Origin of the sequence: Streptomyces sp. NPDC047869, from assembly GCF_040704065.1 — a bacterium.
Taxonomy (GTDB): domain Bacteria; phylum Actinomycetota; class Actinomycetes; order Streptomycetales; family Streptomycetaceae; genus Streptomyces.
The window spans coordinates 41810-67668 of sequence record NZ_JBEYRK010000001.1 but is presented as its reverse complement, the minus strand read 5'-3'; the positions used below and the strand labels follow the sequence as shown (position 1 = coordinate 67668).

The window sequence follows — 25859 nt, the reverse complement described above, 5'->3', positions numbered from 1 at the left end:
AGGCCTACTCCCGGGCCAGCACGACGGCCGTGCCGTAGGCGCATACCTCGGTGCCCACGTCCGCCGCCTCGGTGACGTCGAAGCGGAACATCAGCACCGCGTTGGCGCCACGCGCGCGTGCCTGCTCCACCAGCCGTTCCATGGCCTGGTTGCGGGTCTGCACGAGCGTCTTCGTGAGCCCCCTCAGCTCGCCGCCGATCATCGACTTCAGCCCGGCACCGATCTGGCTGCCGATGTGCCGCGAGCGCACGGTCAGTCCGAAGACCTCGCCGAGCACCTGCTGCACCCGGTAACCGGGCACGTCGTTCGTGGTCACGACCAGCACGTCCGGCTGGGGCCCCTGGCCGCCGCCGTAGTCATCGAGTCCCATGGGTCACAGCTTTCTCCCGGTCGCACCACAGTGCATCCTGGAGGCACCCGGTGGAACCTGGGGCGGTCACCCCACGTTGGTAGCTTTGTGCGGCCGCCCCCATGGACGCCGTAGCCGCCTCACCCCCTCAGGAGCCCGGACCCGTGACGACACTCGCCCTCGGCCCGAGCTGGCTGGACCCCCAGTACCTGCTGGACACCTACAGCATCTGGGGCCTGCTGCTCATCGTCTTCGCCGAGTCCGGCCTGCTCATCGGCTTCTTCCTGCCGGGTGACTCGCTGCTGTTCACCTGCGGTCTGCTGATCACCACCCACAAGATGGACTTCCCGCTGTGGGGCGCGATCGCCCTGATCTGCCTCGCCGCGATCCTCGGCGACCAGGCGGGTTACATGTTCGGCAAGAAGGTCGGGCCCTCCCTGTTCAGCCGTCCGGACTCACGGCTGTTCAAGCAGGAGAACGTCGCCAAGGCGCACGAGTTCTTCGAGAAGTACGGCCCGAAATCCCTGGTCCTGGCCCGCTTCGTGCCGGTCGTGCGCACCTTCACGCCGATCGTCGCCGGCGTCAGCGGCATGCGGTACCGCTCGTTCCTGACCTTCAACGTCATCGGTGGCGTCCTGTGGGGCGCGGGCGTCACCCTGCTGGGCTCCTGGCTGGGTCAGCACGCGATCGTCAGGGACAACATCGAGGCGATCCTCATCCTGATCGTCCTCGTGTCGGTGGTCCCGATCGCGATCGAGTACCTGCGCGCGCGGAGCAAGAACAAGAAGGCCGCGCAGCGGGAGGGGGACGAGGCACAGCCCGCTCAGCAGCAGCACCCCGCTTCCGGGTTCCAGCAGCGGCCGGTCATGGACGACGCGACGACCCGCCTGCGCCGCATCGAGCCGGAGGAGCCCTACCAGCAGCCCTACCGGCAGCAGCCCCAGCAGGAGCCGCAGCCCTGGAACCAGGGCGGCTACGAGAGCGACCAGTACTACGGCCAGGGACAGCACCAGCAGCCCCACCAGCAGCCGCGGTACGACCAGAACGGGCAGCGGTACGACCAGAACGGGCCCCAGTACGACCAGAACGGGTACGACCCGAACCAGTACGACCAGTACGACCAAAGCCAGTACGACCAGAACCAGTACCCCTACGGCACCCAGGGCGACTACCGCACCCGCTGAGACCGTCAGAAACCGCGGGTCCGCTTCGCCGCGCGCCGCTTGCCGGCGGAGCCGACCCGCAGGGTCAGCCGGGAGATCTCCGACCCGAGGTTCACCCCGATCGCGATCGCCATGGCCAGGGATGCCGCCTTGGCCAGCGACACCAGCCCCTTGTCGACCTCGTTCTGCGCCATGTTCAGCAGCCCGAAGTAGGTGGCCGAACCCGGCAGCAGCGGTCCGATGGCCGCGGTTGTGTACGGCAGCGCCGACGCGAACCGGAACCGGGACAGCAACTGCCCGAACAGCCCCACCAGCCCCGCCGCCACCGCCGTGGAGGCCACCGGCGAGATCCCGCCCGTGTAGTGCATCGCGCCGTACACCGACCATGCCACGCCCCCGTTGAGCGTGACCGCCAGCACGGTGGACCGCTCCTGCTGCAGCAGCACGGCGAACGTCAGCGACAGCACCATGGACGCGGCGATCTGCACCAGCGGCCGCTCGGAGATGCCGCCCAGCGCCGCGTCGGGGTCCAGCGTGCCGCCCACCTTCACCCCGAAATACAGGACGACGAGCACCCCGGCGACGATGCCGACGAAGAAGTACATGACCTCCAGCAGGCGCGCCGAAGCTGTGATGTAGAAGCCCGTCAGGCCGTCCTGCACCCCCGCCACCAGCGCCCGCCCGGGCAGCAGCGCGAACAGCCCACCGGTGACCACCGCGGACGCCTTCACATCGACGTGCGCCAGCGAGAACGCCACCCCGATCGCCGCCGGCGGCATCGCGGCCACCGTGAACTGGTAGAACTCCGGCAGCCCGCGCCCCGCGCACAGCCAGGCCAGCCGGTCGCCGAGCATCGCGCCGAGCGCGGCGGCGATGAACACGATCAGATCACCGCCGACCAGCACCGAGGCCGCACCGGCCAGCAGCCCGCTGGCCAGGGTCAGCGCCCAGCCGGGGTACGGGTGCCGGTTGCGGCGGATCTCGGCCAGCCGCCGGTAGGCCTCCTCCAGGGAGACATGGGTCTCCGGGTCGGTCAGGTCGTCCACCAAGTGGAACACGGCCGCGAGGCGGGTGTAGTCGGTGCCCCGCCGCCGCACCGTGCGCGAGGCCGTCACCGGGTCGTCCACCAGCGACGGCTGGTAGGAGATCGACAGCAGGGTGAAGGTGACGTTCGGCTCGCAGCGGTCCAGGCCGTAGGACCGGCACACCGCGAACATCGCGGCCTCCACGTCCTCCGCGCCCTCCCCGCCGGCCAGCAGCAGCTCGCCGATACGCAGGGTCAGGTCGAGCACACGCGGGACCGCCGGACCCTCGTCCTCGGCCCGCTGCACGGGCTCGGGCGCCGGCCGCTCGGCCACCGGCATGCGCAGCATCGTGCGCATCCGGTCCTGCCACGGCGCGTCCTTGATCAGGCTGACCGCGGGCACACCCGTCGCCGGGGTGAACGCCACCAGCGAGTCCGTGGCGCTGTAGGTGCGCGGCAGGCTGAACGCCGACCCCTCCGGCTCGGCGCTCGCGGGCACCGGCGCCTGCAGCCCCTCGGGCACCGAGAACTCGGACGTGGTCTCCGACTCGCCCCCGCCCCTGGGGACCGCCAGTCCCTCGGGAAGGGCGAACTCGGACGTGATCTCCGGGTCGTACGTGGTCCGCGCCTCGTCCGACCGGGGCTTGCGGTCCTCCGCCTCCGTCACCTCGCACCGCTTCCTAAAACGACACCTTTCGTAGGCCTCAGTATGCGCACGCGTACGCAAACGGGCCGCGCCACCCCACCAGGGTGCCGCGGCCCGCGTGGGGCAAACCGGCCGGTCAGTGGCCGCCCTGCTCCTTGAAGCGCTTGTACGACCGCTCGATCTCGATCTCGGCGTCGGTGCGGCCCACCCAGTTGGCGCCCTCGACGGACTTGCCGGGCTCCAGGTCCTTGTACACCTCGAAGAAGTGCTGGATCTCCAGGCGGTCGAACTCCGACACGTGGTGGATGTCGCGCAGGTGCTCCACACGCGGGTCGGTGGCCGGGACGCAGAGCAGCTTGTCGTCGCCGCCCGCCTCGTCCGTCATCCGGAACATGCCGATCGCGCGGCACTTGATGAGGCAGCCCGGGAAGGTCGGCTCGTCAAGAATGACCAGCGCGTCCAGCGGGTCGCCGTCCTCGCCGAGGGTGTTCTCGACGAAGCCGTAGTCGGTCGGGTAGGCGGTCGAGGTGAAGAGGCGACGGTCCAGGCGGATCCGACCGGTCTCGTGGTCCACCTCGTACTTGTTGCGCGAACCCTTCGGGATCTCGATCGTGACGTCGAACTCCACCGGTGGCTCCTCCATGATCAACACATAGTTCTGGTGATTAAGTGTCCCTCACGCAGGTGTGTGATCGCGAAAGGGGCTGGTGGTCGTGCCAGAGCAGAGGCCTTGGCGAGCCGCGGGACCGCATGTGCGGCGGATCGCGAACGCCGTACGACCGCGCCTGGCGCGTGCCGCGACGGCCGCGAAACCCCGGATCGCGCGGCTGACGAAGGCCGTGCGCCCCGAACTCGCGCACCTCCCCCGCCGGCGGACCGACAGGACCTGGCAGTACACCGCCGGCGCCGCCACCGTTGGGCTGGCACTGGCCGCCGCGGTGGTGACCGCCGCCGGTCCCTGGGACGCCAACGGTCAGCGTACGGCCGAGCGGGACCGGGCGACCGCCCTTGAGCGATCAGGTGGCGCAGATCACGGCGGATCCGGCACCAGCCCCCGGACCCCCCAGGCCGCGCCCAGCGCCGCGGCCGTCCTCGCGGGCCTGGGCGGCACCACCGGCACCGTCAGCACCAAGAAGACCCCGGCAGGCCGGCAGGCCCTCATGGACGTCCTCGGGCCCCTCCTGGATGCCCCGGCGCTCGGCTCCGGCCGCGGCGCGGCCGTCGTCGACGTCACCACCGGGACGCGGCTCTACGCCGCCGGAGCCGACCAGGCACTCACCCCCGCCTCCACCACCAAGATCGCCACCGCGGTCGCCGCGCTGTCCGCCCTCGGCTCCGACCACCGCTTCACCACCCGCGCCGCGCTCGAACCCGACACCGGAGAACTGGTCCTGACCGGCGGCGGCGACCCCGCCCTCACCGCGCGCCGGGACGACGGGGACCGTGCGAGCCTGCGCACCCTCGCCGCCGACACCGCCGCCACCCTCGCGAAGCGCGGCATCCACAAGATCACGCTGTCCTACGACACCACGCTCTTCTCCGGCCCCGCCCTGCACCCCATCGGCGTCAACGACAACCTCGCCCCGGTGAGCGCCCTGACCGCCGACGAGGGCCGCACCGACGACTCCACCAGCGGCCCCGCGCCCCGCGTGACCGACCCGGCCGCGGACGCCGCCCGCAAGTTCGCAGACTTCCTCCACGACGCCGGCATCGAGACCACGCCCCCCGGCCCCTCCAAGGCCACCAGCCGCGCCGAGACCCTCGCCACCGTCTCCTCACCCACGCTGGCCACCCTCGTCGAGCGCATGCTGACCAACAGCGACAACGACATCGCCGAGACCCTGGCCCGCCAGACCGCCCTCGCCAGCGGCGAGGCGGGCAGCTTCACCGGCGGCGCCAAGGCCATCTCCACCCAGCTGCGCAAGCTCGGACTGCCGCTGTCCGGCGCCTCCTTCCACGACGGCAGCGGCCTCGACCGCGACGACAGACTGACGGCGAACCTCCTCATCGCCCTCCTGGTCAAGGCCGGCGACCCCGCCCGCCCCGGCCTGCGGCCCGTCCTCACCGGCCTCCCCGTCGCCGGCTTCACCGGCACCCTGACCGACCGCTACACCGACGGCGCGGCCGGCGTCGTACGGGCGAAGACCGGCACGCTCACCGGCGTCAACACCCTGGCCGGCACGGCGGTCGACCGCGACGGCCACCTGCTCGCCTTCGCCTTCATGGCCTCCGGCACGACCAGCGCCCAGGAGGCCCAGTCGGCCCTGGACAGGACGGCCACGGCCCTGGCGGGCTGCGGCTGCGGATAGCCGCCGCCGACCCGGGCCGCCCCCTGCCGCGGGCGGCCCGGAACGCCCTCGCACGGCCTGCCCGAAAGGGGACCGCTCACGTACCGTTGACGCATGACGAGCTTCGGTGGCACCGCATCTCCCGGGATGGTCGACTGGAACCTCGCGGTGGCGACCGCGACACGGCTCGTACGACCGGGCCCCGAAGTCAGCCGCGACGAGGCCAGGGACGTCGTCGCGGAACTGCGCCGGCACGCCAAGGCCGCGGAGGAACACGTCCGCGGCTTCACCCGGCTGGGCACCGAGGAGACCCACGACACCCCGGTCCTGGTCGTCGACCGTCCCGGCTGGGTCCGGGCCAACGTCGCCGGCTTCCGGGAACTCCTCAAGCCCCTCCTGGACAAGATGCAGGAACGGCGCGGCGGCAACCCGGGCAGCGCCGTCCTCGGCGCCGTCGGCGGCAAGGTCACCGGCGTCGAACTCGGCATGCTGCTGTCCTTCCTCGCGTCCCGCGTCCTCGGCCAGTACGAGACCTTCGCCCCCGCCTCCCGCGACCTGCCCGCCGGGGAGAACGGCGGCGGCCGGCTGCTCCTCGTCGCGCCCAACATCGTCCACGTGGAACGCGAACTCGACGTCGAACCCCACGACTTCCGGCTCTGGGTGTGCCTGCACGAGGAGACGCACCGCACCCAGTTCACCGCCGTGCCCTGGCTCCGCGACCACCTCGAGGGCGAGATCCAGTCGTTCTTGGCGGAGACCGACGTCGACCCGATCACCGTCCTGGAACGCGTCCGGGAAGCCGCCCAGTCCCTCGTCGGCGGCCGTCCCGAGGGCGAGGAGGAGGACGGCGGGCGGTCCTTCGTGGAACTGGTGCAGACCCCGAGCCAGCGCGAGATCCTCGGCCGTCTCACCGCCGTCATGTCCCTGCTGGAGGGCCACGCCGACTTCGTCATGGACGGCGTCGGCCCCCAGGTCGTGCCGAGCGTCGCCGAGATCCGCGAGAAGTTCCAGCAGCGCCGCGCCAAGGGCGCCTCCCGGCTCGACCTCGCCCTGCGCAAACTGCTCGGCCTGGACGCCAAACTCCGGCAGTACCGCGACGGCGAACGCTTCGTGCGCGCCGTCGTCGACCAGGTCGGCACGGACGGCTTCAACCGCGTCTGGACCTCGCCCAACACCCTGCCCACCAAGGCGGAGATCGCCAAACCGGCGGACTGGGTCGCACGGGTGCACCGCAAGGCCGAGTCGTGAACCACGCCGCGAAGCCGTGAGACGAATCCGGCCGACGGCAGGCGAACGCCCCTCCAATCACCCGTCCGAGGGACCGTGAGCCATGGGTAGGCGTGCAATGCTCGGGGAACGGCCCGCTTCTGTCACCATCGACACACTCTGAGTGACCGATCCTCGGGCTCACCCCCCGAAAACTTCATGAAGGGAACCGGACATGGGTCCCCATCCATCGGTCGCGGCGATACGCCTGGCGGTCCGCCGCGTCCTCCACGACATCCTGACCGACCACACCAGCACCGCCGGACGAAGCACCGTGCCCCTCCGGACGCCCGCCGGGCGGGGTCCGGCCGAGCGGCCCCCCTCCCCGCTCGTGCTCGTCGCGTGCTCCGGCGGCGCCGACTCCATGGCGCTCGCCTCCGCCCTCGCCTTCGAGGCCCCCAAACTCGGCATCCGCGCCGGTGGCATCACCATCGACCACGGCCTGCAGCCCGGCTCCGGACTGCGCGCCGACGAGGTCGTGCTCAAGCTGCGCGGACTCGGCCTGGACCCCGTCGAGTCCATCGCCGTGACCGTCGGTCGCGAAGGCGGCCCCGAGGCCGCCGCCCGCGACGCCCGCTACGCCGCCCTGGACGCGGCGGCCGAACGCCACGGCGCCACCGCCGTCCTGCTCGGCCACACCCGTGACGACCAGGCAGAGACCGTCCTGCTCGGCCTCGCCCGCGGCTCCGGTATCCGCTCCCTGTCCGGAATGGCCGCGGTCTCGGGGGCCGGCGGCCGTTACCGGCGCCCCTTCCTGTCCCTGGACCGGCAGACCGCCCGCAAGGCCTGCATGGCCCAGTCCCTGTCGGTCTGGGACGACCCGCACAACGCCGACCCCGCCTACACCCGCTCCCGGCTCCGGCACGAAGGCCTGCCCGCCCTGGAGAAGGCCCTCGGCAAGGGCGTCGTGGAAGCCCTCGCCCGCACCGCCCAGCTCTCCCGCGACGACGCCGACGCCCTCGACGCCTGGGCCAGCCAGGCCGAGGCCTCCGTTCGCGACGCCACCGGCCTCCTGGAGTGCGCCAAGCTCTACGCCCTCCCGCCCGCCGTACGCCGCCGCATCCTGCGCCGCGCCGCCATCGAGGCCGGCGCCCCGGCCGGATCCCTCTTCGCCCGCCACATCGAGGAAGTCGACCGCCTGATCACCGGATGGCGCGGCCAGGGAGTCATCAATCTCCCGGGCAAAGTCGTCGCCCGGCGCCAGGGTGGCAGACTGGTGATTCGGCAGGGCTGACATCGCGGCCCCGGAGGACCCCCTCCGGCGGGGCGGGGCGGCCGGAGGCACGCGAGTGCGGCCGTAAGTGCGGGACGACCGAAAGTGATGCGGGTGGACGCGAACGACATGGGTGCCGACCTTCAGCGGGTACTCATCACCAAAGAAGAGATCGACGCGAAGCTGGCCGAGCTGGCCGCGAAGATCGACGCGGAGTACGCGGGCAAGGACCTGCTCATCGTCGGCGTCCTCAAGGGCGCGGTGATGGTCATGGCGGACCTCGCCCGGGCGCTGTCCACCCCCGTCACCATGGACTGGATGGCCGTGTCCTCATACGGCGCGGGCACCCAGTCCTCCGGTGTCGTCCGCATCCTCAAGGACCTCGACACCGACATCAAGGGCAAGCACGTCCTGATCGTCGAGGACATCATCGACTCCGGCCTGACCCTGTCCTGGCTGATCAACAACCTCGGCTCGCGCGAGCCCGCCACCCTCAAGGTGTGCACCTTGCTGCGCAAGCCGGACGCCGCCAAGGTCGCCATCGACGTCGAGTGGGTCGGCTTCGACATCCCGAACGAGTTCGTCGTCGGCTACGGCCTCGACTACGCCGAGAAGTACCGCAACCTGCCGTTCGTCGGTACGCTCGCGCCCCACGTCTACGGCGGCTGAGCCAACCGGGCCATTCCCTGTAGGACGACCGGGAACCCCAGCGGGTTTCCCCGCGTTGGAGCATGCAGAGACGGGATTGCCGGCCGTCGATGCCGCTCCGTGCGGCTTCGGACAACAATGCTGGGGTACCGTCAGAAGAACTGTCTTATCAAACTCACTATGGCAGGAGGGACGGGGCGACACCGCTCCGTATGGATGGACGTGAAGCGATACTTCCGTGGGCCGGTCATGTGGATCGTGCTGGCCGTCCTTGCCGTGGTCGTGTTGATGCAGGTCGTCGGCTCGTCCGGCGGCTACAAGACGGTTGACACCGGCCAGGTCGTGGCGGCGATCAACGACAACAGGGTCCAGTCGGCCAAGCTCACCACCGGTGACGAGCAGACCGTCAAGGTCGAGCTCAAGGATGGTCAGAAGGTCGACGGCAGCTCCAAGATCCAGGCGAGCTACATCGGCGACCAGGGCGTGACCATCGCCAGCACGCTGCAGAGCAAGTACCAGGAAAAGCAGATCCCGGACGGCTACACGGTCTCGCCGTCCAAGCAGAACCCGTTCCTCGGCGTCCTGCTCTCCCTGCTCCCCTTCGTCCTCATCGTGGTCGTCTTCCTGTTCCTGATGAATCAGATGCAGGGCGGCGGCTCCCGGGTCATGAACTTCGGCAAGTCCAAGGCCAAGCTCATCACCAAGGACACCCCGAAGACGACGTTCACCGACGTCGCCGGCTGTGACGAGGCCGTCGAGGAACTCCACGAGATCAAGGAGTTCCTGCAGGAGCCGGCCAAGTTCCAGGCCGTCGGCGCCAAGATCCCCAAGGGCGTGCTGCTCTACGGCCGTCCGGGTACCGGCAAGACCCTGCTCGCCCGCGCGGTGGCCGGCGAGGCCGGAGTCCCCTTCTACTCGATCTCCGGTTCCGACTTCGTCGAGATGTTCGTCGGTGTCGGTGCCTCCCGGGTCCGCGACCTGTTCGAGCAGGCCAAGGCCAACGCCCCGGCGATCGTCTTCGTCGACGAGATCGACGCGGTCGGCCGCCACCGCGGCGCCGGCCTCGGCGGTGGACACGACGAGCGCGAGCAGACGCTGAACCAGCTGCTCGTCGAGATGGACGGCTTCGACGTCAAGGGCGGCGTCATCCTCATCGCCGCCACCAACCGGCCCGACATCCTCGACCCGGCCCTCCTGCGCCCCGGCCGTTTCGACCGGCAGATCGCCGTCGACCCGCCGGACCTGCAGGGCCGCATGGAGATCCTCAAGGTCCACCAGAAGGGCAAGCCGGTCGCGCCCGACGTCGACCTGGCCGCCGTCGCCCGCCGTACCCCCGGCATGACCGGCGCCGACCTGGCCAACGTTCTGAACGAGGCAGCCCTGCTCACCGCCCGCGGTGACCAGAAGCTGATCGACAACAGGGCGCTGGACGAGGCGATCGACCGTGTGGTCGCGGGCCCGCAGAAGCGGACCCGGATCATGTCGGACAAGGAGAAGAAGATCACCGCGTACCACGAGGGCGGTCACGCCCTGGTCGCGGCGGCCTCACCGAACTCCGACCCGGTCCACAAGATCACCATCCTGTCCCGGGGCCGCGCCCTCGGCTACACGATGGTGCTCCCGGACGAGGACAAATACTCCACGACCCGCAACGAGATGCTCGACCAGCTCGCCTACATGCTGGGCGGCCGGGCGGCCGAGGAACTGGTCTTCCACGACCCGACCACCGGCGCCGCCAACGACATCGAGAAGGCCACCAACCTGGCCCGCGCGATGGTCACGCAGTACGGCATGACCGAGCGGCTCGGCGCGATCAAGTTCGGCGGGGACAACAGCGAGCCCTTCCTCGGACGTGAGATGGCTCACCAGCGCGACTACTCCGAAGAGGTCGCCGCACTGGTGGACGAAGAGGTCAAGAAGCTCATCGAGACCGCTCACAACGAGGCCTGGGAGATCCTGGTCGAGAACCGCGACGTGCTCGACAACCTCGTCCTGGCCCTCCTCGAGAAGGAGACCCTGGGCAAGGAGGAGATCGCCGAGGTCTTCGCCACTATCCACAAGCGCCCGCCGCGGCCCGCGTGGACCGGCTCCTCCCGCCGCACCCCCTCCACCCGCCCGCCGGTGCTCTCCCCCAAGGAGCTCGCACTGACCAACGGTGCGAACGGCGCGACGGCGGCCATCAGCACGGCCAAGTCCACGGTCTCGGACACCGCCCCGGTGACCGAGCAGACCCCGGAGGACCGTCCCGAGAGCTGATCGTTCCGGCCGCCAGGCCCGGAATGAACGCCGCACCCCCCAGGTTCTAGCCTGGGGGGTGCGGCATTTTCGTATGCTCGCGGACAGCGCGCGTGGGCCGCACGCGTGACAGGCACAGGAACGAGGAATCCAGATGACCGACCCCGTGACGCTGGACGGCGAGGGCCGCGTCGGCGAGTTCGACGAGAAGCGCGCCGAGAACGCCGTTCGGGAGCTGCTGATCGCGGTCGGTGAGGACCCGGACCGTGAAGGCCTCAGGGAGACCCCGGCGCGCGTGGCACGGGCGTACCAGGAGATCTTCGCGGGCCTGTGGCAGGAGCCCGAGGACGTCCTGACGACGACGTTCGACCTGGGCCACGACGAGATGGTCCTCGTGAAGGACATCGAGGTGTACAGCACCTGTGAGCATCATCTTGTCCCATTTAGGGGTGTTGCTCACGTTGGTTACATTCCGTCTGTTTCCGGCAAAATCACCGGATTGTCCAAGCTGGCTCGCCTCGTGGACGTCTACGCCCGGCGCCCACAGGTGCAGGAGCGGCTCACCACGCAGATCGCGGACTCTCTCATGGAGATACTCGAACCCCGCGGAGTGATCGTGGTCGTCGAGTGCGAGCACATGTGCATGTCGATGCGCGGCATCCGCAAGCCGGGCGCGAAGACCCTCACCTCGGCGGTGCGCGGCCAGCTCCGGGACGCGGCGACGCGGAACGAGGCGATGAGCCTCATCATGGCGCGCTGATACGGCCGCCAGCCGGTACGACTCCTGTGGGCCTCCTCCTGGGCCGGTGGTCAGGCCACCGGCTCCGCGCCCGTGTGGTTCTGGTCTTCGTCCTCGGGGAGTCTGCAGACCCGTTCGAGGAACAGGGCCGACGCTATGACGGCGATGCCGGCCAGGACCGAGAAGCCGGCGTAGATGGCCTGGTCGCGGCGGGCGGGGATGTCGAGGAGTTCCAGGAGGAGGACGCCCGTGCCGCCGTACATGCCGGCGACGAGGGCGGCCACCAGGGCGCTCGCCTGGCCGAAGACGACCGCTCGGGCGGCCATCAGGGGGTCGACGCCCTTCGCGCCGGGGCGGCGCTCGCGCTGGGCCTTGAAGCGGGCGCGCAGCGAGAGCGCCGTGGCGAGCAGGACCACCGCGATCAGGGCGAGGACGACGGGGGCGGCCAGGGGGACGCTGGGCAGGGTCCCGATCGAGTTCCAGAGGCGGGCGCCCGCCCAGGACAGGACGCCGGCCACGACGAACACGCCGGCCAGCACCCTGATGCGCAGCTGTTTCACGGTGTCCCTTCAGCTCCCCCGGACTGTCCCGGACTGTGGTCGTCTTGACCTTAACGACTACTCGGGCAGTCGGAGTTCCAGGTCCGCGCGTGCTTCGACGCCGTGCCGGGTGACGCCCGACAGCAGATCGGCCACCGGGCCGCGGCCGGGGAGCTGTGCCTGCGGGTCGACGTCGTGCCAGGGCGCGAGCACGAAGGCGCGTTCGTGGGCGCGCGGGTGCGGCAGCGTCAGCCGCGGGTCGTCGGAGGTGACATCGGCGTAGGCGACGATGTCGACGTCCAGGGTGCGCGGTCCCCAGTGCTCGTCACGTACCCGGTGGAAGGCCTCCTCGACGGCGTGGGCCCGCTCCAGCAGGGAGGACGGGGGCAGCGTGGTCTTGAGGACCACGACCGCGTTGAAGTAGGAGGGCTGCGAGCCCGGTTCGACGCCCCACGGCTCGGTCTCGTAGACCGGGGAGACGGCCTTCACGCGGACGCCGGGGGTGTCCTCCAGGGCGTCGACGGCTCCCTGGAGGGTTTCCAGGCGGTTGCCGAGGTTGGAGCCGATGGAGATCACGGCCCGTTTGGGGTTGCTCAGCGTGGTGTCGGCGGCGTCGACCTGCTCGACGACCGCGGCGGGCACCGGCTGGACGGTCGGGTCGCTGTGACCCTGGGTGAAAGGTCGGGTCATACTCGGCTCCGGGTGATGGTGACGGTCACGTCGTCGAAGGGGACGGTGATCGGAGCGTCCGGCTTGTGGACGCAGACCTCGACCTCCCTGACCCCTTCGTGCTTCAGGCAGGTCTGGGCGATCCGCTCGGCGAGGGTCTCGATGAGGTTCACCGGCTCACCCTCGACCACGGCCACGACCTCCTCGGCGACGATGCCGTAGTGCACGGTCTTCGTCAGGTCGTCGTCGGCGGCGGCCGGCCGGGTGTCCAGGCCGAGGACGAGGTCGACGAGGAAGGTCTGGCCCTCCTCGCGTTCCTTGGGGAACACGCCGTGGTGCCCGCGGGCCTTCAGGCCGCGCAGCGCGACACGATCCACGCGAATCACTCCTGCAATCGTCGGGAACGGCCGGGCGGTGCCACGTGCGGACGGCACACCGGCCTGGGACGAATCTACCTGCGGGCGCTGACAGAGCCGGGGCACCGGGGTGCGGGCCGGGCCGGGATCCGGAGGTTTCATCGCGTGTTCTCCCTGGGGAACCCGGCCACGTCATGGGCTGGTAGCCGCTCCTACCCCGGGTTCGTGATTCCAACCACTTCACGGCTTCCGCGGGAGGCGCGGCCGTTCAGAGCAGGGGGTCGTCGTCCGGATTGACGCCGTTGACCCCGTCCTGTCCGTTCTCGTCCTCTTCGTCGGTCTCGGTCAGCACGGGTGAGGCGTGGTGGGACCAGAGCTTCCAGCCGGTGGGCGTGCGGCGGAAGACGTTCGTAGCGACGACCAGCTGGCCGAGCAGGGGGCCGAGCTCGGCGCCGTCCTGGGGGGCCGGGCCACCGCTGAGGATGTTCTCGGTGCAGGTCACCAGGGCGGTGTCACCGGTGACCGAGACATGCACGTCGGTGAGGAAGAACTGGATGTAGTCGGTGTTGGCCATGATCAGCGCGTACGACCTGAGGACCTCGGCGCGGCCGGTGAGCACCGGCCAGCCGGGGTGGACGCAGGAGACCACGCCGGTGTCGGCCGGGTCGTGGTACTCCTCGTCGACGCCCAGGTCGGTGGGCACGAGCCAGAGGGAGGACAACTCCTCGAAGTCCCCGCGCTCCATCGCCTCGTAGAAGGCGGTGTTGGCGGCCTCCACCTGTTCGACGTCGGTGTGGGGGGCGCTCACCGGGTTCCTTCCGCACCGCGCTCGCCGTCCGTGCTCCGCGTGGGCCGTTCCGTGCGCGCTCCCTGCACGGCGCGCGCGACCCGTACCGCGTCCGCGCTGGCGTGTACCTCGTGCACGCGTACGGCCCAGGCGCCGGCCTGCGCGGCGAGCGCGGAGACGGCGGCCGTGGCGGCGTCGCGTTCCCGGGCCGGCGGCGGAGCGCCCTGCGGTCCGGCGAGCACGCGGCCGAGGAACCGCTTGCGGGATGCGGCGACCAGCAGCGGGTGGCCGAGGGCGCGCAGACGGTCGAGGTGGGCCAGGAGGGCGAGGTCGTGCTCGGCCTCCTTGGAGAAGCCGAGACCAGGGTCGACGACGATGCGGTCGGGGGCGATGCCGCCCTCCAGCACGGCGTCCACGCGCGCGTGCAGTTCGTCCACGACCTCGGCGACGACGTCCTCGTAGGCGCCCTGGATGTTGCCGCCCTCGAGGAAGCCGCGCCAGTGCATGACGACGAAGGGCGCGCCGGTGGCGGCGACCACGGGGATCATCGCGGGGTCGGCCAGGCCGCCGCTGACGTCGTTGACGAGGGCGGCGCCGGCGGCGAGGGACTGTTCGGCGACACGCGCGCGCATGGTGTCGACGGAGACGACGACGCCCTCGGAGGCGAGGCCGCGGACGACCGGGATGACGCGCCTGAGTTCCTCGGCCTCGTCGACGCGGCTGGCGCCCGGGCGGGTGGACTCGCCGCCGACGTCGACCAGGTCCGCGCCCTGGGCGACCAGCTCGAGACCGTGCTTGACGGCGGCGGAGGTATCGAACCAGCGGCCGCCGTCGGAGAAGGAATCGGGGGTCACGTTCACGACTCCCATGACCGCGCACCGGTCCCATACCGGAAGGCCTGCCACTCGGCCGCGCCCGCTGAGGTTGTTCATACCTTCAGCGTAGGCCCAGGGCGGTGCCGTGAACGCGCGGTGGCGCCCGTGCCGGGCGGGGGCGCCTCGGGAGGCCGGACCGCCCTCGCGCGGTTCAGGCGGCCCGGATGTCGCGTTCCACGACCGCGTGCGCGCAGGGGCGCTCGACGGCAGCGCGGCGCCGGCGCAGGAAGCGCGGCAGCGGCAGGGCGAGGTCGACGAAGCCCTCGGCCTGCATGGCGGCGAAGCCGATGCGGGGCAGGTCGGCCGAGGCGCGGTAGACGACGAAGCGGGGCTCCCAGCGGGGCTGGAACTTGGCGTTGAACTTGTACAGCGACTCGATCTGGAACCAGCGGGAGAGGAAGACCAGCAGTCCGCGCCAGGCGCGCAGCACCGGGCCCGCGCCGATCTTCTCCCCGCGCGCGAGGGCGGAGCGGAACATCGCGAAGTTCAGCGAGACCCGCGTGACGCCGAACCTCGGGGCGGCCTGCAGGGCGGCGACGATCAGCAGTTCGTTCATGCCGGGGTCGGCGCTGCGGTCGCGGCGCATGAGGTCCAGCGAGACGCCGTCCTCGCCCCAGGGCACGAAGTGCAGGATCGCCTTCAGGTCCCCGTACTCGCCGGGTTCCTCCTCGGCCTTGTGGGCGGTGGCGATCAGGCAGTCGCCGTCGGCGGCGTCGCCGATGCGGCCGAGTGCCATGGAGAAGCCGCGTTCGGTGTCGGTGCCGCGCCAGTCCTCCGCCGCCCGGCGGATGCGCTCCAGTTCGGTGTCGCCGAGGTCACGGATGCGCCGTACCCGGGTCTCGTAGCCGGCCCGCTCGATGCGCTTGACCATCTGGCGCACGTTGCGCATCGCGCGTCCGGCCAGCGAGAAATCCGCCACGTCGACCACCGCCTCGTCGCCCAGCTCCAGGGCGTCGAGACCGGTCTCGCGGGTCCACACCTCGCCGCCGGTCTCGGAGCAGCCCATGACGGCGGGCGTCCAGGAGTGTGCCCGCGCCTCGTCCATGAAGCGCTCGATGGCGCCGGGCCAGGCCTCGACGTCGCCGATCGGGTCACCGCTGGCGAGCATCACGCCGGAGACGACGCGGTAGGTGACGGCCGCCTTGCCGCTGGGGGAGAAGACGACCGCCTTGTCGCGGCGCAGCGCGAAGTGGCCGAGGGAGTCGCGCCGGCCGTGCCGGTGCAGCAGCGCGCGGAGCCTGGCCTCGTCCTCCTCGGTGAGGCGGGCGGCCGGGTGCTCGGGGCGGAAGGCCAGGTAGACGGTCGTGGCCGTGGTGAGCCAGCCGAGCGCGCCGAGGGAGAAGGCGACGGTCCACGAGGTGTTGTCGGCGTAGTCCACCGGGCCCTCGAAGCCGAACAGGCCGTACAGGACGTGGGTCAGGCGGTCGGCCAGACTCGGGTCGCCGATCGTCCGGCCCGGGTGGACGCTGACGATGACCAGGCCGAGGGCGAGCGAACCGGCGCTCATCAGCACGAAGTTGGCGAGTGCGCGCCAGCGGCTGCGGGGGTCGGGCAGGGCCGCGAACTCGTCGCGGTGGCGCAGCAGCGGCACCAGCAGCGCCACCGATATGAGCATGCCGATGAGGGAGTGCCGGTAGACGAACTGGGCCACCGCGCCCGCCGGGAGGAGCGCGACCGCGGCGCGCCACGCCCGGCGCTTGCGCCTCCTGAGCCCGTGCGCGAGCAGCAGCAACAACACGCCGGCGCTCAGCGAGAGGGCCGCGGCGAAGGGTCCGAAGGAGCCGGGCAGCACCTCGGCCAGGGCGTGCATACGGCTGTGGCGGAAGCGCGGGAAGACGCCCGCGGCGATGTCCAGAACGCCCACGACGGCGCACGCTCTGGCGACCAGGGTGGGAACGGCCTCGGGGCGCGGGCCGCGCAGGATGCGCCGCGCCCGGCTTGATCGGCTCGGAACCTCGCCCGACATTTCCCCATCTATCCTGACAGACATCGCATCCCGTAGTTCTGCGAGAGACCTTGAACCCGGTGCCGATCGGGGCATCCGGCGACATTGCGCCCTCTAGGACGGTGTCTCGGGGAGAGAGGTTCACTCCCCTCCGGAAAGCCGGGCCAAAGGCCAAGGAAAGCCCCGGGCAAGCCCTCGCGACGATGTGTGGGCGGCGCACGGGCGGAAAGCGCAGGCGGAACAGCCCATGGGTCTCACGAGCAACAAGGTGCTGCTGCTGGCGATCGTGCTCGCCGTGGCTCTGTTCGTCGCCACGGTGTGGCTGTGGCCGCGGCTGGCCCGGCGGAGCTGGCGGTCCGTCAGCGGACGCGTCGGTCTGCTCCTCGCCACCCAGCTCGCCCTTTTCGCCTCCCTGGGGATCGCCGCCAACCAGGCCTTCGGCTTCTACGCGGGCTGGGCGGACCTGTTCGGCCGGGAGACCGAACAGGGAGTCGTCGTCGACCACTCCTCGGGCGGCGGCCCGGGCGGCCCGCTGCAGGTGCTCTCCACCTCCCCGGTGCCGGGCGTGACGGGTTCCGGGCCGCGGACGGCCGGGCAGATACAGAAGGTCGACATCGTGGGCCGTGAATCCCGCATCGCCTCACCGGCGTACGTCTACCTGCCTCCCGAGTACTTCCAGCCGCGGTACCGCACGCGTACGTTCCCCGCCGCGGTCGTGCTGACCGGTTACCCCGGTACGGCGCAGGCGCTGGTGAACAAGCTGAACTATCCGCGTACGGCGCAGGAGCTGGCCAAGGACGGGCGTATGCAGCCGATGATCCTGGTGATGCTGCGGCCGACCGTGGCGCCGCCGCGGGACACCGAGTGCGTGGACGTCCCGGGAGGGCCGCGGACGGAGACGTTTTTCGCCAAAGATCTCCCCGAGGCCGTGCTGGCCCACTACCGGGTGGGCAAGCGGCCCGGGAGCTGGGGCGTCATCGGCGACTCCACCGGCGGTTACTGCGCGCTGAAGCTGGCCATGCACCACCCGCACGTCTACGCGGCCGGTGCGGGCCTGTCGCCGTACTACAAGGCGCCGATCGACCCGACGACCGGTGACCTCTTCCACGGCGACCGGGACCTGCGCGACCGCGCCGACCTGTGGTGGGTCCTCAAGCACGCCCCCGCGCCGGACAGCTCACTGCTCGTCACCAGCAGCCGGGTCGGTGAGCACAACTACCGGGACACGCTCAGGTTCATAGAGCGGGTGAAGGCGACGAACCGGACCCGGATCTCTTCGATCATCCTGGACAGCGGCGGGCACAACTTCAACACCTGGCGACGGGAGATCCCGCCGACGCTGCAGTGGATCAGCGGAAGGCTCAGCGACCGCTGACCCTGGTGCCGCCGGGGCGGGCGAAGCCGTCGGTGTGGCCGTGTTTTTACGGGGCGGGGACCCATGATTCGCCTACGCGCGGTAAGTTTCTGGCCATGCCACGTGGACGCCACCGCCATTCCCCGCCTCTGCACCGGCTGTTGCCACCGTCGGCGATCGCCGGAGTCTCCGTCGTCTGCGCGCTGGGTCCCTGGGTGTTCTCCGAGGCCACGGTGCTGCGCCTGCTGGCCGCGGCCGCCGCGGCGACCGCCGTGGTGGGCGCCGTCGTGATGCGCCGCTGGGACACCCATGCGGGCAAGCAGGTCGCCGACCTCACGCGCGCGCGTGCCAGCGACGAGTGGCGCTTCGAGGAGCGGGTCGCCGAACTGGAGACCGACCTGGAGGAGTCGCGGGAGCTGCGCACCAAGCTCGAGCGGCGGCTGCGCGCGAAGCGCGCGGAGCTGGCCGGGCTGCGCAACGAGCACGCCGCCCTGCTGCGCCGCTACGCGACCGCCGAGACCGAGCGGGCGAGCGCCCTGGAGGGGCGCCGGCTGCTGGAGATCGAGGCGGGCGAGCCGTCCGGCGCGCTCGCGCTGCCGCCCGCCCGCAGCGCCGAGCCCGAGGCCCCCGAGGCTCTCGATGCGGTGCAGGCGGCGGAGCCGGCCGACGCGGAGAAGCCGGAGCCCGGTGCCGTGTTCTCGCCCGAGGGTTCGCGGCTCTACCTGCGCGCCGCGACGGCACTGGCCCGGTTCGACGCCGAGGCCCCCGCCGAGCCCGACGCCGAAGCCTCCGCGCCCAGCGCCGACGCTCCCGCGAAGCCCGACGCCGAGGCCCTCGCGCCGGGCGCCGACGCTCCCGCCGAGCCCGGCCCCGGAACTCCCGCGAGCCCCGGCACCGACGCTCCTGGCAGGCCCGCCGCCCACACCGGGTCCGTGAAGCCCGCCGGGCCGTCCGCCGAGGAACCGGCCGAGTCCCGGTCCGCCGCGGCCGTGCCGCCCGGGGCGGCCGCCAAAGGAGAGGGCGCCGCGGACGGCGTGACGGAGGCGGCCGGCGCTCCCCGGAGCGCGGACTCCGTCCAGGAGGACGACGCGCAGGGGAAGCCCGGGGCGGCCGGGGAGCACGCGCGCCCGGCCGCCACCCCGGCGGCACCGGCCGAGGCCGCCAAGTCCGCGGGGCAGCAGCCCGCGGGACACTTCACGGTGCCGACCGCGGTGGCCGTCGTACCGGCCGCGCCCACCCGGCGCCCCGTGATCGAGGGCGGGTTCGACTTCTTCGGCACCCACAAGCACACCTCGTCCGAGGCGCTGGAGTCCGTGCAGAACGAGGACCTGGCGGACGTCGTCGGTCAGGAGGCCCTCGCGCTCCACAAGGCCGAGTCCGAGGCCGAGTTCAAGACCGCCGACGACCAGGCGCGCGGCGTCGGCCAGGTCATCGACCTGACCGCGCACGACGAGACGGAACAGATCGACGTCCAGGGTCTGCGCAGCGCGGCCTCCTGAGCCGTCCCGGCGGACCCGCGGGAACGTAAGGCCCGTCCCCTAGAAAGCACCATGAGGGGAGCCGGGCCTTACGTCGTACCGGCGGCCGTCCCGCTCAGGCCATCCAGCGGTCCGGGCGGGCGTCCCGGCGGCCGGTGCGGGAGCGTTCCGCCTGGGCGCGCAGCAGCCGGTCGGCCTCGTCAGCGTCGCGCAGCCGGGCCGTGACGGTCCTGCCCGCCCCGGTGTCCACGTGCACGTCGGCGAGCCGCCACAGCCGCCCCCAGGGCCCCTGGGTGAGCCGTACGCTCTGCACCTTGGCGTGCGGGACCAGGGACAGCCGCCGGCGCAGCAGGCCGTGCCGGGCGGCGAACACCGCGTCCGTGACCGCGAGACCGTGCCCGCGCCACCACACCGGCAGGCACCAGCGGGCCCGTCCCGGCGGCCGGGCCGGCGCCGCCGGTACGGTCACGCCGGGCAGCACGCGCGCTATGACCGACTCGGCGACCGCGCGCGGGGCGACCGGCACCAGCACCGAGTTGTCGGATCCGGCCACGTCCAGTTCCACCCGCACCCAGCCCAGCCGCCGCCACAGCAGCGGCTCCACGATCCGCACCGTCTGGACCCGGCCCGGCGGGACCGTCTCGTGCGCGCGGTCGAGCAGCCCGCGGTCGATGCGCAGCCCGTCCGGGGACTCGCCCACCGACCAGTCGTACTCGGTGACGAACCGGCCCGCGCTGCTCGCGCCGGCGGCGCCCAGCAGCGGCAGCGCGGTGGCGAGGACCGTCCACACGCTGTGCGTGGCGAACCACAGCAGCGGCGGCACGACCAGGGCGGCGGCCAGCGAGCCCCAGGTGGCGCCCGTCAGCAGCAGGGACAGCGCCAGCGCGCGCGGCGGCACGCGCAGCAGTTCCCGCGCCGGTGCCTCGCCGACCTCGCGCGCCGTCACCGGGGCGAAGCCGGCCGCGCGCGCGAGCAGTTCCGCGCGCAGGGCACGCGCCTCCCGCTCGCCCAGGAAGGCGAGTTCGTCCTTCTTGGCGGCGCCGACGACGTCGATGCGGAGCTTGGCCACCCCCGCCACGCGCGCGAGGAGCGGCCGGGTGACGTCGACCGCCTGGATGCGCTCCAGCCGGATGTGCGCGGTGCGCCGGAACAGCAGGCCGGTGCGGATGCGCAGTTCGCCGCCGGTGACCGCGAAGTGCGTGAACCACCAGGACAGGAAGCCGTACAGACCGGCCGCCGGGACCAGCACGCTGAGCCCTATGAGCAGCATGGTGCCGGTCAGCCTCGCCAACTGCTCCTGCGCCGCGTTCGGGTCGTGCACGGCCCAGCCGGCGAGTACGGCGACCGGCGCCCAGGCCCGCCGGAACGGCGTGACGGGGTGCAGCCGCCGTTCGGCGACCGGCGGGCGGTCCGGCACGCCGCCGGGGGCCGGGGCCGTCACAGGCCCGCCGACCGGGCCTCGCCCAGCTCGGTGAGCCGGTCGCGCAGCCGCTCCGCCTCGGCCGGGTCCAGGCCCGGGACGACCGCGTCGGTCGCCGCGGCCGCGGTGTGGAGCTGGACGCTGGCCAGCCCGAAGTACCGCTCCAGGGGACCCGAGGTGACCTCCACGAGCTGCATCCGCCCGTACGGCACCACGGTCTCCTCGCGCCACAGCACACCACGGCGGATCAGCAGGTCGTCGGCGCGCTCGGCGTACCGCCAGGAGCGCCAGTTGCGGCCCAGCAGCCGCCAGAAGCACACGGCCAGCGCCGGCGGGAGCAGCGCGAAGGCGCCCCAGGCAGGTCCCACGAGCAGGCCGGGCAGCAGCCCCGCCGCCAGGGCGAGCACGCCCGTCCACACCACCAGCAGCAGCCGGCGCATGCGCAGCAGTCCGGGCGGCAGCCCCCGCCACACCGGCTCGTCCCCCGCCACCCCGGTCTCCGCCGGGCTCCCCGTCTCCATGGGGCCAGCGTACGTAGGGGAGACTGGGTCCATGACTGCGACGGAGACCACGGTCGGCGTCGGCGGCGCCGCCGAGAGCACCGACATGGTGCTCAACATCGGCCCCCAGCATCCGTCCACGCACGGCGTGCTGAGGCTCAAGCTGGTGCTGGACGGCGAGCGCATCCAGCGCGCGGAGCCGGTGATCGGCTACATGCACCGGGGCGCGGAGAAGCTCTTCGAGGCGCGCGACTACCGGCAGATCATCATGCTCGCCAACCGCCACGACTGGCTGTCGGCGTTCTCCAACGAGCTGGGCGTGGTCCTCGCCGTGGAGCGGATGCTCGGCATGGAGGTCCCCGAGCGCGCGGTGTGGACGCGCACGCTGCTCGCCGAGCTGAACCGCGTGCTGAACCACCTGATGTTCCTCGGGTCGTACCCGCTGGAGCTGGGCGGGATCACGCCGGTGTTCTACGCGTTCCGGGAGCGGGAGGTGCTCCAGAACGTCATGGAGGAGGTCTCCGGCGGGCGCATGCACTACATGTTCAACCGCGTCGGCGGCCTCAAGGAGGACCTGCCGGCCGGGTGGACGGCACGCGCGCGTGCCGCCGTCGCAGCGGTGCGCTCCCGCATGGACGTCTTCGACGACCTGGTGCTCGGCAACGAGATCTTCCGGGGGCGCACGAGGGGCGTGGGGGAACTCGCGCCGGAGGCCGTGCACGCCTACGGCGTGAGCGGGCCCATCGCGCGCGCCTCCGGCGTCGACTTCGACCTGCGCCGCGACGAGCCCTACCTGGCGTACGGCGACCTCCAGGACACCCTGAGGGTCGTCACCCGGGACGAGGGCGACTGCCTGGCCCGCTTCGAGTGCCTGCTGGAGCAGACCCACAACGCGCTGGACCTCGCCGACGCCTGCCTGGACCGGCTGGCCGAACTGCCGCCTGGGCCGGTCAACCAGCGGCTGCCCAAGGTGCTGAAGGCGCCCGAGGGGCACACGTACGCGTGGACCGAGAACCCGCTCGGCATCAACGGCTACTACCTGGTCAGCAAGGGGGAGAAGACCCCGTACCGGCTGAAGCTGCGCTCGGCCTCGTACAACAACATCCAGGTGCTGACCGAACTGCTGCCGGGGACGCTGGTCGCGGACATGGTGGCGATCCTCGGGTCGATGTTCTTCGTGGTGGGGGACATCGACAAGTAGCGCCCGGGAAGCCGGCGGGGCTCAGGCGAGCGGGTCCGGGACGCCGACCGGCTGGAGCAGCCAGCCGAAGCCGCCGAGCCCGTCCGGGGCGGTGAGTTCGGCGGCCTCCCCGGCGCTCGTGAGGGCGCGTACATAGGCCGCCGGGTCCGTGGAGGCCAGCGCGAGCGGAGGGCGTGCGCCGGTGATGTCCAGGGCGTGCAGGGCGTCGCGCTGGGTGAGCAGACGCGCGGGCGGGGAGGCCTCCGCGCGTGCGGCCGCGCACGCGTCCAGCGCGACATGCGCCGTGATGTCGCAGGAGCCGTCCGGCACGGGCGCCGTCTCGCGCCCCTCCCGGAACCCGGTGAGGCTCCCGAACAGCGGGCGGGCGCCGCCGGTGTGCGCGTAGTCCACGGCCACCGCGAGCCCTCGCCGCACCCGCTCCAGCGCGGCCGCCCAGGCCAGGTCCCTGGGCCGTCCGATCTCCGCGCGCAGGCCGGGCTCGGCGGGCAGCGGCCACCACCGGGCCAGCCAGTCCGCGTCCGCCCCCGACACCGGGTCCCCGAGCCGCTCCGTGCCGTCCGCGCTGACGAGCACCAGCCGGGGCACTCCCGCCGGGTCCACCTCGGCGACGTCCACCGGTACGTTGTCCAGCCACTCGTTGGCGAACAGCAGCCCGGTGACCGCGGCCGGGGGCTCGCTCAGCCAGGTGATCCGCTCGTCCAGTGCCGCCGGACGCGCGGCGAGCTCGACGGCGTACACCCGCGCGCGGGCGGCCACATCGGCGGGCAGCGCCGCGAGCACGGCGGTGACCAGCTCACCCCGCCCGGCCCCCATGTCGACGAAGTCCAGGGTGCCCGGCCGGCCGAGTGCCTCGTCGACCCGGCACAGCAGCCGGGCCACGGCGTGCGCGAACAGCGGGGAGGCGTGCACCGACGTGCGGAAGTGTCCGGCCGGGCCCTCGGGCCGCCGGTAGAAGCCGCCCGGCCCGTACAGCGCCTCCTGCGCCGCCTGCCGCCACCCGCGCCCGCTGCCAGCCGCCGTCTCGTCCGTCACCGGGCCAGACTAGGCGTACAGGTGATCACTTCCTCCACCTTGCGGAGTACGCGTGCCTCGTGGGGATCGGCCCTCCGGTTGACCCGTGCACTCATTTCATTTCCCTACTCTGGGTTACGTGCAGCGCCTCTATGACTTCCTCCGCAGGCACCCGACATGGGTCGACACCTTCTGGGCCGTCGTCCTGTTCGGGCTCTCCGGTGTGAGCGTGGTGAGTCTCAGCAGGGCGCCCGGACACCACATGCCCCTCGCCGGGGGGCTGGCGGTGTCCGCCGTGCTGTGCGTCGTCGTGGCGCTGCGCCGCCGTTTTCCCGAGCCGATGCTGCTGCTGGCCCTCGCCACCGGGCTGGCCCAGCTGATCCTGGACGTCGAATCGACCGTCGCCGACTTCGCCATGCTGGTGATCACCTACACGGTCGCGACGATGGGCGCGCGCTGGGCCTCCCGGCTCGCGCTCACCGTCAGCCTGTTCGCGGCCGTCCTGGCCCAGATCCGCTGGCCCGCCCAGCACACCGGCGTGCTGGGCCAGCTCGCGATAGCGGTGTTCCAGACGGTGCCGTTCGCCCTGGCCTGGGTGCTCGGCGACTCCATGCGCACCCGCCGCGCCTACTTCGCCCAGCTCGAGGAGCGCGCCGCCCGGCTGGAGCGGGAGCGCGAGGCGCAGTCCAAGGTCGCGGTCGCCGCCGAGCGCGCCCGGATCGCGCGCGAGCTGCACGACGTCGTCGCGCACAACGTGTCGGTGATGGTGGTGCAGGCCGACGGGGCTGCCTACGTCCTCGACGCCGCCCCCGACCAGGCGAAGAAGGCCCTGGAGACCATCTCCTCCACCGGCCGGCAGGCCCTCGCCGAGATGCGCCGCCTGCTGGGCGTGCTGCGCACCGGCGAGCACCAGGAGACGGGGGAGTACGTCCCGCAGCCGGACGTCGACCAGATCGACGACCTCGTGGAGCAGTGCCGCACCTCGGGCCTGCCCGTCGACTTCAAGGTCGAGGGCACCCCGCGTCCGCTGCCCAGCGGAGTGGAGCTGACCGCGTACCGCATCGTGCAGGAGGCGCTCACCAACACCCGCAAGCACGGCGGGCCCAACGCGGGCGCGAGCGTCCGCCTCGTCTACTTCGACGACGGGCTCGGCCTGCTCGTCGAGGACGACGGCAAGGGCGCCCCGCACGAGCTGTACGAGGAGGGCGGTGCCGACGGACAGGGGCACGGCCTGATCGGCATGCGGGAGCGGGTCGGGATGGTCGGCGGCACCCTGGACGCCGGCCCGCGTCCTGGTGGAGGCTTCCGCATCAGCGTGCTGCTGCCGCTCAAACCGGCGCACTGACGCTGCCGCACGCCCCTTGTTGACACCTGTCACGCCCCCCGGCGCGGCCCCCTGAAGACCGCGCACGACCCCCCGCACCACCCCCCGAAGACGAACGGAAGAGGACCCCGATGACGATCCGCGTGATGCTCGTGGACGACCAGGTGCTGCTGCGCACCGGGTTCCGGATGGTGCTCGCCGCCCAGCCGGACATGGAGGTCGTCGCCGAGGCGGGCGACGGCGTCGAGGCCCTCCAGACGGTCCGCGCCACCGGCGTCGACGTGGTCCTGATGGACGTCCGCATGCCGAAGCTGGACGGCGTGGAGGCCACCCGGCGGATCTGCGCCGAGCCCAATCCGCCGAAGGTGCTGATCCTGACCACGTTCGACCTGGACGAGTACGCCTTCTCCGGGCTGAAGGCGGGCGCCTCCGGTTTCATGCTCAAGGACGTGCCGCCCGGCGAGCTGCTGACCGCCATCCGCGCCGTGCACAGCGGGGACGCGGTGGTGGCGCCCTCCACCACCCGGCGCCTGCTGGACCGGTTCGCGCCGATGCTGCCGTCCGGGGTCAAGGAGCCCCGGCACAAGGAGCTGGAGCGGCTCACGGACCGCGAGCGCGAGGTCATGGTGCTGGTCGCGCAGGGGCTCTCCAACGGGGAGATCGCGGCCCGGCTGGTGCTGTCCGAGGCGACCGTGAAGACGCATGTGGGCCGCATCCTGACCAAGCTGGGTCTGCGCGACCGGGTGCAGGTGGTGGTGCTGGCGTACGAGACCGGGCTGGTGCGGGCCGGCGGCCACGGCTGACCGGGCCCGGCGGGCGGCCCCGCACA

At 72.1% G+C, this 25859-nt stretch carries 24 protein-coding genes; 12 read left to right on the top strand and 12 right to left on the bottom strand.

Translation table 11 applies throughout. The features are described 5' to 3' along the window. Positions 1-4: 4 nt before the first annotated feature. Positions 5-370, bottom strand: coding sequence for a YbjQ family protein (locus tag AB0924_RS00315; RefSeq protein ID WP_250402311.1), 366 nt, complete (start codon positions 368-370; stop codon positions 5-7). Between the two features lie 143 nt (positions 371-513). Between AB0924_RS00315 and AB0924_RS00310 the strand changes: the two genes are divergently transcribed. After that, positions 514-1533, top strand: coding sequence for a DedA family protein (locus AB0924_RS00310; protein ID WP_366910294.1), 1020 nt, complete (start codon positions 514-516; stop codon positions 1531-1533). 5 nt (positions 1534-1538) lie between these two features. On the opposite strand, the gene AB0924_RS00305 is transcribed toward AB0924_RS00310, so the two are convergent. Both AB0924_RS00305 and AB0924_RS00300 read right to left on the bottom strand, forming a co-directional pair. Then, complete coding sequence (locus tag AB0924_RS00305; protein ID WP_358937539.1) at positions 1539-3203, bottom strand: threonine/serine exporter family protein; 1665 nt, start codon at positions 3201-3203, stop codon at positions 1539-1541. Between the two features lie 115 nt (positions 3204-3318). Further along, the gene (locus AB0924_RS00300; protein WP_010044289.1) at positions 3319-3810 is read right to left on the bottom strand and encodes an inorganic diphosphatase; all 492 of its coding nucleotides are present in this window, start codon (positions 3808-3810) and stop codon (positions 3319-3321) included. 124 nt (positions 3811-3934) lie between these two features. On the opposite strand from AB0924_RS00300, the gene dacB reads away from it, so the two are divergent. The 6 genes from dacB to folE all read left to right on the top strand — a co-directional run bounded on the left by dacB (position 3935) and on the right by folE (position 11592). Continuing rightward, the gene (gene dacB, locus AB0924_RS00295) at positions 3935-5491 is read left to right on the top strand and encodes a D-alanyl-D-alanine carboxypeptidase/D-alanyl-D-alanine-endopeptidase (RefSeq protein WP_366910293.1); all 1557 of its coding nucleotides are present in this window, start codon (positions 3935-3937) and stop codon (positions 5489-5491) included. A 93-nt stretch (positions 5492-5584) separates the two neighbouring features. Next, positions 5585-6718 (top strand): zinc-dependent metalloprotease, encoded by a 1134-nt coding sequence (locus AB0924_RS00290; protein ID WP_358937543.1) that lies wholly within the window; start codon positions 5585-5587, stop codon positions 6716-6718. A 193-nt stretch (positions 6719-6911) separates the two neighbouring features. Further along, entirely contained in the window at positions 6912-7970 is a 1059-nt protein-coding gene (tilS, locus tag AB0924_RS00285; RefSeq protein WP_358937545.1) for a tRNA lysidine(34) synthetase TilS, read from the top strand. Positions 7971-8057: 87 nt separating this feature from the next. Next, positions 8058-8618, top strand: a complete 561-nt coding sequence (gene hpt / locus AB0924_RS00280) for a hypoxanthine phosphoribosyltransferase (protein WP_199211431.1) — start codon at positions 8058-8060, stop codon at positions 8616-8618. Positions 8619-8813: 195 nt separating this feature from the next. Continuing rightward, on the top strand, positions 8814-10853 hold the full coding sequence (ftsH, locus tag AB0924_RS00275; protein WP_358937548.1) for an ATP-dependent zinc metalloprotease FtsH: 2040 nt from the start codon (positions 8814-8816) through the stop codon (positions 10851-10853). 133 nt (positions 10854-10986) lie between these two features. Further along, positions 10987-11592 (top strand): GTP cyclohydrolase I FolE, encoded by a 606-nt coding sequence (gene folE / locus AB0924_RS00270; protein ID WP_358937550.1) that lies wholly within the window; start codon positions 10987-10989, stop codon positions 11590-11592. A 50-nt stretch (positions 11593-11642) separates the two neighbouring features. On the opposite strand, the gene AB0924_RS00265 is transcribed toward folE, so the two are convergent. The 6 genes from AB0924_RS00265 to AB0924_RS00240 form a co-directional block, all read right to left on the bottom strand. Continuing rightward, positions 11643-12131 (bottom strand): DUF3180 domain-containing protein, encoded by a 489-nt coding sequence (locus AB0924_RS00265; RefSeq protein WP_366910292.1) that lies wholly within the window; start codon positions 12129-12131, stop codon positions 11643-11645. A gap of 57 nt (positions 12132-12188) precedes the next feature. After that, a complete protein-coding gene (folK, locus tag AB0924_RS00260; protein WP_358937554.1) occupies positions 12189-12800 on the bottom strand; it encodes a 2-amino-4-hydroxy-6-hydroxymethyldihydropteridine diphosphokinase in 612 nt (203 codons plus the stop codon). Further along, complete coding sequence (gene folB / locus AB0924_RS00255; protein ID WP_358937556.1) at positions 12797-13156, bottom strand: dihydroneopterin aldolase; 360 nt, start codon at positions 13154-13156, stop codon at positions 12797-12799. The genes folK and folB overlap by 4 nt, the downstream gene beginning before the upstream one ends. A 247-nt stretch (positions 13157-13403) precedes the next feature. Next, complete coding sequence (locus AB0924_RS00250; RefSeq protein ID WP_358937558.1) at positions 13404-13943, bottom strand: nuclear transport factor 2 family protein; 540 nt, start codon at positions 13941-13943, stop codon at positions 13404-13406. Then, a complete protein-coding gene (folP, locus tag AB0924_RS00245; protein ID WP_366910291.1) occupies positions 13940-14854 on the bottom strand; it encodes a dihydropteroate synthase in 915 nt (304 codons plus the stop codon). The genes AB0924_RS00250 and folP overlap by 4 nt, the downstream gene beginning before the upstream one ends. 94 nt (positions 14855-14948) lie before the next feature. Next, positions 14949-16763, bottom strand: coding sequence for a phosphatidylglycerol lysyltransferase domain-containing protein (locus AB0924_RS00240; RefSeq protein WP_358937562.1), 1815 nt, complete (start codon positions 16761-16763; stop codon positions 14949-14951). A 226-nt stretch (positions 16764-16989) separates the two neighbouring features. Here AB0924_RS00240 and AB0924_RS00235 point away from each other — a divergent pair, with 226 nt between their 5' ends. Both AB0924_RS00235 and AB0924_RS00230 read left to right on the top strand, forming a co-directional pair. Further along, positions 16990-18117 carry an alpha/beta hydrolase-fold protein gene (locus AB0924_RS00235; RefSeq protein ID WP_366910290.1) on the top strand — a complete coding sequence of 376 codons (1128 nt, stop codon included), beginning with the start codon at positions 16990-16992 and terminating at the stop codon, positions 18115-18117. Between the two features lie 95 nt (positions 18118-18212). Next, entirely contained in the window at positions 18213-19595 is a 1383-nt protein-coding gene (locus tag AB0924_RS00230; protein ID WP_366910289.1) for a hypothetical protein, read from the top strand. Positions 19596-19689: 94 nt separating this feature from the next. Here AB0924_RS00230 and AB0924_RS00225 read toward each other — a convergent pair whose 3' ends face one another. Further along, positions 19690-21015 (bottom strand): PH domain-containing protein, encoded by a 1326-nt coding sequence (locus tag AB0924_RS00225; protein ID WP_366910288.1) that lies wholly within the window; start codon positions 21013-21015, stop codon positions 19690-19692. Further along, on the bottom strand, positions 21012-21515 hold the full coding sequence (locus AB0924_RS00220) for a PH domain-containing protein (RefSeq protein ID WP_366910287.1): 504 nt from the start codon (positions 21513-21515) through the stop codon (positions 21012-21014). The genes AB0924_RS00225 and AB0924_RS00220 overlap by 4 nt, the downstream gene beginning before the upstream one ends. 31 nt (positions 21516-21546) lie before the next feature. Between AB0924_RS00220 and AB0924_RS00215 the strand changes: the two genes are divergently transcribed. After that, a complete protein-coding gene (locus tag AB0924_RS00215) occupies positions 21547-22695 on the top strand; it encodes an NADH-quinone oxidoreductase subunit D (RefSeq protein ID WP_358937573.1) in 1149 nt (382 codons plus the stop codon). A gap of 21 nt (positions 22696-22716) precedes the next feature. Here AB0924_RS00215 and AB0924_RS00210 read toward each other — a convergent pair whose 3' ends face one another. Beyond that, the gene (locus AB0924_RS00210) at positions 22717-23727 is read right to left on the bottom strand and encodes an SAM-dependent methyltransferase (RefSeq protein WP_358937575.1); all 1011 of its coding nucleotides are present in this window, start codon (positions 23725-23727) and stop codon (positions 22717-22719) included. Between the two features lie 118 nt (positions 23728-23845). Between AB0924_RS00210 and AB0924_RS00205 the strand changes: the two genes are divergently transcribed. Both AB0924_RS00205 and AB0924_RS00200 read left to right on the top strand, forming a co-directional pair. Beyond that, entirely contained in the window at positions 23846-25051 is a 1206-nt protein-coding gene (locus AB0924_RS00205) for a sensor histidine kinase (RefSeq protein ID WP_358937577.1), read from the top strand. Positions 25052-25161: 110 nt separating this feature from the next. After that, entirely contained in the window at positions 25162-25833 is a 672-nt protein-coding gene (locus AB0924_RS00200) for a response regulator transcription factor (protein WP_358937579.1), read from the top strand. Positions 25834-25859 lie beyond the last annotated feature (26 nt).